Raw genomic sequence first — 2175 nt, 5'->3', positions numbered from 1 at the left:
CTGCTTGTGAAGGGTGATGGCCTCGTCGAGTCTGCCAGCTTCCCGGTAGACGTTGGCGAGGTTGTTGCGTGTGATGAGGGTGTGGGGGTGGTTGGGGCCCAGGATGTGGGTAAGGTCTTCAAGGGTGTGCTGGTACAGGGGGATGGCCTCGTCGAGTCTGCCTGTTGCTTGGTAGGCGCTGGCGAGGTTGTGACGTGAGGCGAAGGTACTGGGGTGGTGGGGACCCAGGATGCGGGTGCGGTCCTCGAGGTTCTGCTGGTACAGGGGGATGGCCTCGTCGAGTCTGCCGGCTGCCCGGTAGGCGATGGCGAGGTTGTTGCGTGAGGCCAGGGTGTGGGGGTGGTGAGGTCCCAGGAGGTCGCCCGCCCGAGTAACAGAATCAGTAAGGGTAAGTGCCAGTTGTGGCATCCCAAGGTCGGTCGCATTCCACAGAGTCGTTGCTAGTAGTACAGCAAAATCTGGATCTGAGAATAGTGGGCGAGAGTAGCCTTGTGATGTGACGGCACCTATTTGTTCGATGAGATTGCGTGTTTTCTGTCGCTGTTGTTCAAAATTTTCTAGTCGGTCCACGTCAATCTCGATGAGAAGTTTTGTTGCGCGCGTGCGCGCTTCGCAGAATTTCTTCTGGTTGTTCAAGTAGGTTTCGCGGTAAACTTGCCCTTGGAGGCGGTGAATGATGGTCTTGCCGCCGTCTGCGGATTCCTGAAGAATGGATGATCTCTTCAGGAATGACAGGGTGTCTCGAACTGTGTCGGAGTCATCGTCAAGTCCGAGGAGCCAATGAGTCGGCACTCCGGAAGCGGCCAGGAGAGACAGAGAGTCGAGGAGTGATATGGCGATCCTCTCCTGCTGAGGATGCTTGGATCTGATCTGCTCCAAGGCCTGTTCGTAGGCCATGAACAGTGCGACCCCAACGGCGTCCGGGTAGTCGTCGCCCTCGAGGCGACTGATACTTGACTCGAGCGGGTGATTGCTTAGCCTGCCAAGGTAGTCGGATAAGGCGTATCCGCCCCATTTTGCTGTGGCAGCGGCTTGGGATACTGCAACAGGAAGGTCGCCAAGAGCTTCTGCGATCTGGTCGGCCGCATTGCGGTGATTATCCCCAGTGCGCTCGCAGAGAAGGTTAATCGACTGATCTCGTTCAAAGACGCCAACCGTCAACGGAAGCCATCCTAAACTGCCCCAGTCAAGGTGGCGTGTGGTGGTGATGAGGGCCCGAACTCCGCTGCCCTCGGGGGTGAGGTCTCTCAGGTCGTCGAGGTTCTCTACGTTGTCGAAAATGAAAAGGCGGTCCGCCGCTTCTGCTGAGCGCAGTTGATCCAGGAAGCGCTGAATAATAGTCTCCGGAGGAACATCCTTCGATGCATTGATGCCTGTCCGTAGTGCGAGCTCGTAGAGATCGGCAATGAGTTCCTTACGTGAGGCTGCATTGATCCAGGTGACTAGGGGCCAACCCTCCTCCTCGCACCTGGTCGCAACCGTGGCTGCCAGCTGAGTCTTGCCACTTCCTCGCATCCCCGTCAGTACAGTACGAGGCTCGGTGTGAGTGAAGACGGCATCGAAGAGCTCGTCCTGCCCTTCCCGTTTGACGAAGCCTGCAGCGATCCTGGGGCGGCTGCCGAAGCGAATCCGTGTGGGTGAGGCAGGTCGGCTCTGTGGGATCACGCTATGGATCTCCTTGATATCCGTAGCCATAGCCCCCAGCAGCCCGTGAGTCTCTGCCTGCCCCTCCAGCAGTTGCTCCTGCCCGGCAAGTAGCTGTTCCTGGCCTGCGAGCAGCTGCTTGAGCGCAGCGATGTCGAAAGCCCGCGAGCCTGGAGCGCGGTAGATGAACTCGTCGGCGACGATGCGGGTCAGGTCGTCGAAGAAGGACTCAGCTGCCGCCTCGATGTTCTGGCGGCGACCCGCCGTTCGCCGTCGGAGGTACGTCGCGAAGTTGTCCGGGAACCGCACTGCCTCCAGGACTGCGGCGTCGTCGCCGCTGAGTTCCTTGAGTGCCACCTCCATCTCGGTGACGGCCCCGGCCAAGGCGGATCGACTGACTCCGGCCAGTTCATACCTTTCGCTGGCGTCATCCACCTGCTTCTGAAGACGGCTCTTGATGGAAGCCTCCAGCGGATTCTCCTGTCCACCTCGCCCTTGTTGCAGACGTCTCAGGCTGCGCCATGCGTTGAG

Annotated in this window: 1 protein-coding gene; it reads right to left on the bottom strand. The window is 59.4% G+C overall.

Annotation, left to right across the window (positions count from 1 at the left end; genetic code table 11):
* Positions 1-2175, bottom strand: a 2175-nt coding sequence (locus tag BKH33_RS11050; RefSeq protein WP_244157427.1) for a tetratricopeptide repeat protein, incomplete at both ends; no start/stop codon positions are given.

This window comes from Actinomyces naeslundii (assembly GCF_001956585.1).
GTDB classification, from domain to species: Bacteria; Actinomycetota; Actinomycetes; order Actinomycetales; family Actinomycetaceae; genus Actinomyces; species Actinomyces naeslundii.
Note: the sequence above shows the minus strand (reverse complement) of the source record. Positions and strands in the feature narration are given on the sequence as shown.